Origin of the sequence: Gordonia phosphorivorans (assembly GCF_042432625.1) — a bacterium.
Classification (GTDB): Bacteria; Actinomycetota; Actinomycetes; order Mycobacteriales; family Mycobacteriaceae; genus Gordonia; species Gordonia phosphorivorans.
This window is the reverse complement of the sequence record NZ_JBHLWV010000049.1, coordinates 1-4,000: the sequence shown is the minus strand read 5'-3', so window position 1 is coordinate 4,000 and position 4,000 is coordinate 1. Positions and strand designations below refer to the sequence as shown.

Sequence of the window (4,000 nt, the reverse complement as noted above, 5' to 3'; positions counted from 1 at the left end):
CGACTAGCCCGGCGGACACTCCTCGACTTTCGCTATTATCAGTAGCACTTCGTGCGAACCAAGATCGCCAGGCGCGCCCGAGAGCAGTCTCGGGGATGGGAGTGTGGGTGCGGTGATGGCGGCCAGGCGCGACGCGGGTCCTCGGTCCAAGGACGTGATGGATGACAAAGACCCGCGTTTGGTTCGTTCACGCAACCGGTTGGTTGATGCGGCATCTGCCCTGTTGAAGACCGGCGGGGTTAATGCAGTCACGGTCGGGGCGGTCTCCCGGATGTCGCGGGTGGCTCGAACGACGTTTTACCGGCATTTCGACGGCACCACCGATTTGTTGGCTGCGGCGTTCGAACGATTGTTGCCCCACGCCGACGTCCCTGACGCGCACGGACCAATCCGCGACAGTTTGGTGCGGTTGGTCCGTGCTCAGGCTGCGTTGATCGAGCAGGCGCCACTGCAATTGACCGCCTTGGCGTGGCTGGCGATGGTGCCGGAGGAGCCCGGGGAGCAGCAGAACACCCTCGCGCCGCTGCGCGCTCGTGTCATCGCGCAGTACCGGGAACCGTTCGATCAGGTGTTGCAGAGCGCCGCCGCCCAGAAGGAACTCGACGAGTTCGATCCCGGCGTGGCCATCACCCAGCTCGTGGGCCCGCTGGTCTTCGCGCGGCTGTCCGGCCTTCGCTCGATGAGTGGCGCGGACTGCGAACAGCTTGTCGACGACTTTCTCGCCGCCCACCGCCGCTGATCCGATAGTCCCGCGTCGCCGAACAATCCATTCCTTTCGCTACATGCTGTAGCGTAGTGATACCGATTGATTCATTTGTCGAAGGGTGTGCGATGCCAACGCAGCGATGGATGCGTGAGCAGTGGTGAAGCTTCGGCGATCGACCGGTCGCGGTGAGTACAGCCGGTCGCTGGGGCAGGTGGGACGCTTCGTCTTGTCGCACAAAGCGCTGGTAGCGGGCGTCTGGGTGGCTGTTGCCGTGGTGTTGGCTGTGCTGTTTCCCCAGTTGGAAACAGTTGTGCGCCAGCAATCGGTGGACCCAATTCCTAAGGGCGTGCCGTCGTTTCAGGCGCTCGATCGCATGGGCGAGGCGTTCGACGAAAAGGGCGCGAAGACCACGGTGTTCGTGGCAATGGAAGATCCGGCCGGACTCACCGAGCCCGCCCGCCAACGCTATGACGACCTCGTGGTCCGGCTCCGCGCCGACCGCGATGATGTGCAGGCCGTACGCGACCTGCTCGCCGACCCGATCACTGCCCGACAAGCGCTCAGCGAAGACGGCAAAGCCTGGTACTTGCCCGTCGGGGTCAGCGGCAGCCTCGGCGGGCCGACGGCGGCCCACGCTGTGGAATCGATCCGCGAGACCGCAGCAGAGGTCTTTACCGGCACCAGCACGACAGTCCACGTGACCGGACCAACAGCGACCTTCAGCGACCAAATCGTCACCGCTGAAAAGGATCTGGTGGTCATCACCATCGCCACCGTCGTGCTGATCGCCATAATCTTGCTGATCGTCTATCGGTCGGTGTTCACTGCGTTGCTACCGCTTCTGGTCATCGGTATCAGTCTCGCCGTAGCCCGCGGAGTCATGTCTGCGTTAGGCGAACTGGGCATGCCAGTCTCGCAATTCACCGTTGCGTTCATGACCGTCATCTTGCTCGGCGCCGGTGTGGACTATTCGGTCTTTCTGATCAGCAGATACCACGAAAGGCTGCGCCAAGGCGCCGCCGCGTCCGACGCTCTCATCGATGCCACCGCCACCATCGGACGGGTGATCCTTGCGTCGGCAAGCACTGTTGCTCTCGCGTTCTTAGCCATGGTCTTCGGGCAGCTCAGCGTCTTCGCCACCCTCGGCCCCGCCTGCGCAGTGGCGATCCTCATCGGATTCCTCGCCACCGTCACGTTGTTGCCGCCAGTGCTGCTGTGGGCTGCGCGATGGGGGTGGGGTGCCCCGCGCAAAGACCTCACGCGGCGCTACTGGAACCGCATCGCGGTCCTCGTCGTACGCCGCCCGGCGCCGTTGCTGGCCGTCAGCCTCGTCGGATTGACGATCCTGAGCGTCACCGCGCTGGGCATTCAGATCACCTACGACGACCGAGACGGTCAACCCACAACCACCGACAGCAACGAAGGTTACGCACTGCTCAACCGGCACTTCCCGCAAGACATCACCATCGCGGAATTTGTCGTCGTGGATTCGCCCACCGATCTGAGAACAACCAACGGACTTGCCGACCTTGATCAGATGGCAGCTCGGATTGCGCAGATCCCCGGCGTCACCCGTGTGGTCGGTGTCACTCGCCCGACCGGAGCCAAACTCGAACAAGCCCAACTCTCCTGGCAGAACGGGCAGATCGGCGATCGGGTGGCCGGCTCAGTGGGTGAGGGCCAAGCCCGCAAAGGTGACCTCGAACAATTGCGTTCTGGTGCAGACCAACTCGCCGACGGCCTCGAACAACTCGACATACAGATCCGCACCAATCTCACCCCACTGGCTGGCATTCTTAACCAAGTCACCACCATCGGGGCCGAAATAGGTCAATACCAACCACTTCTACAAACACTGACCGCCGCCGCACCCCAACTCGACCAAGCCGCGCAGAACGCCCCTCAGCTAGCAGCCCTGGCCGAACAGTCATCAGCCGCCATAGCCACAATCACCTCAGTGCTCCCGTTACTGGATAACTCAGCGCTGTGCACTCAACTACCCCAATGCAGCACCCTGCGCCAACAAGCCCGCGATCTCGCCGCACTCCGCGACAGCGGGTTCTTCACCCAGATCACGACACTGTCCACCCAGCTCGCGCAGATGGACACCCCCCTCACCGCGGTCACCAACCAACTCAACGCCACCGTCGCCACCCTCGAGACCACGCTGGGAACCATCGGGGCCCAAGACCTGCCAACCAAACTCGCCCAACTGCAGACCGGGGTCTCCCAACTCGCCGCCGGCTCGCGAACACTCGCCGAAGGCGTATCTGCACTCGTCGACAGCAACCTTCAACAACTCGCCGGCATGGCCACGCTCGCCGCCCAACTACAGACCACCGCGCGCGAAACCCGCGGCTCGGACTCGGCCACCGGCTTCTACTTACCCAAAGATGCTTTCGCTGACCAGCAATTCGCCGACGTTGCGCGCCACTTCATCTCCCCGGACGGACACACCGTGCGCTACGCCGTCCAGACAAGCTTCGACCCCTACAGCGCGGACGCCATGCGCCTGGCCAGCACCATCGCCACCGTCGCCAACGACGCAAAACCCAACACCACCCTGACCGACTCCACCGTCTCCGTCGCCGGCTTCCCCGCTATCAACGCCGACCTGCAACGACTGCTCACCAACGACTTCCGCCTCCTGGCCCTGGCCACCCTGGCCATCGTCGGCATCATCCTGATCATCCTGCTGCGCTCACTGGTCGCACCCATCTACCTACTCGGCACCGTCGTACTCAACTACACCGCAGCATTGGGCATAGGCGTCCTGATCTTTCAGCACATACTCCACACCGACATCGCTTGGCCTGTGCCCCTATTAGCGTTCATCGTCCTGGTAGCCGTCGGCGCCGACTACAACATGCTGCTGGTCTCACGATTGCGCGAAGAATCACATCACAACGTCCGAGTCGGAGTGCTCCGCACCGTCACCAACACCGGCTCAGTTATCACCTCAGCAGGCCTCATCTTCGCCGCCAGCATGTTCGGCCTCATCGCCGGTTCCATCGGCATCATGACCCAAGTCGGACTCATCATCGGCGTAGGCCTTCTCATCGACACCTTCATCGTCCGCACCATCGTGGTACCAGCCATCGCCACACTCCTCGGCAACGCAAGCTGGTGGCCCCAAAAGCCAACGACCCCTCCCACCCAACGCCGCCACCGACCCCACCCCGCAAAGCAAACATAAAGCCGGGGGACTGCTGCACGACCAGGTGACAGTTTCGGTGTCATGCCGCTGAGGCGGCTGTGTTGATGATCGTCTCGTATTCGATCGGGGTCAACCGG

2 protein-coding genes are annotated in these 4,000 nt (G+C 62.9%); both read left to right on the top strand.

What is annotated here, in order from left to right; genetic code table 11:
• Positions 1-157: 157 nt before the first annotated feature.
• On the top strand, positions 158-739 hold the full coding sequence (locus ACFFJD_RS16785) for a TetR/AcrR family transcriptional regulator (RefSeq protein ID WP_382366256.1): 582 nt from the start codon (positions 158-160) through the stop codon (positions 737-739).
• 121 nt (positions 740-860) lie between these two features.
• Complete coding sequence (locus ACFFJD_RS16780) at positions 861-3,902, top strand: MMPL/RND family transporter (protein ID WP_382366254.1); 3,042 nt, start codon at positions 861-863, stop codon at positions 3,900-3,902.
• Positions 3,903-4,000: the final 98 nt, after the last annotated feature.

Bases quoted from the DNA above. Each gene is read 5' to 3' on its own strand.
- ACFFJD_RS16785 (WP_382366256.1), top strand. From the start codon at position 158: ATGGATGACAAAGACCCGCGTTTGGTTCGTTCACGCAACCGGTTGGTT.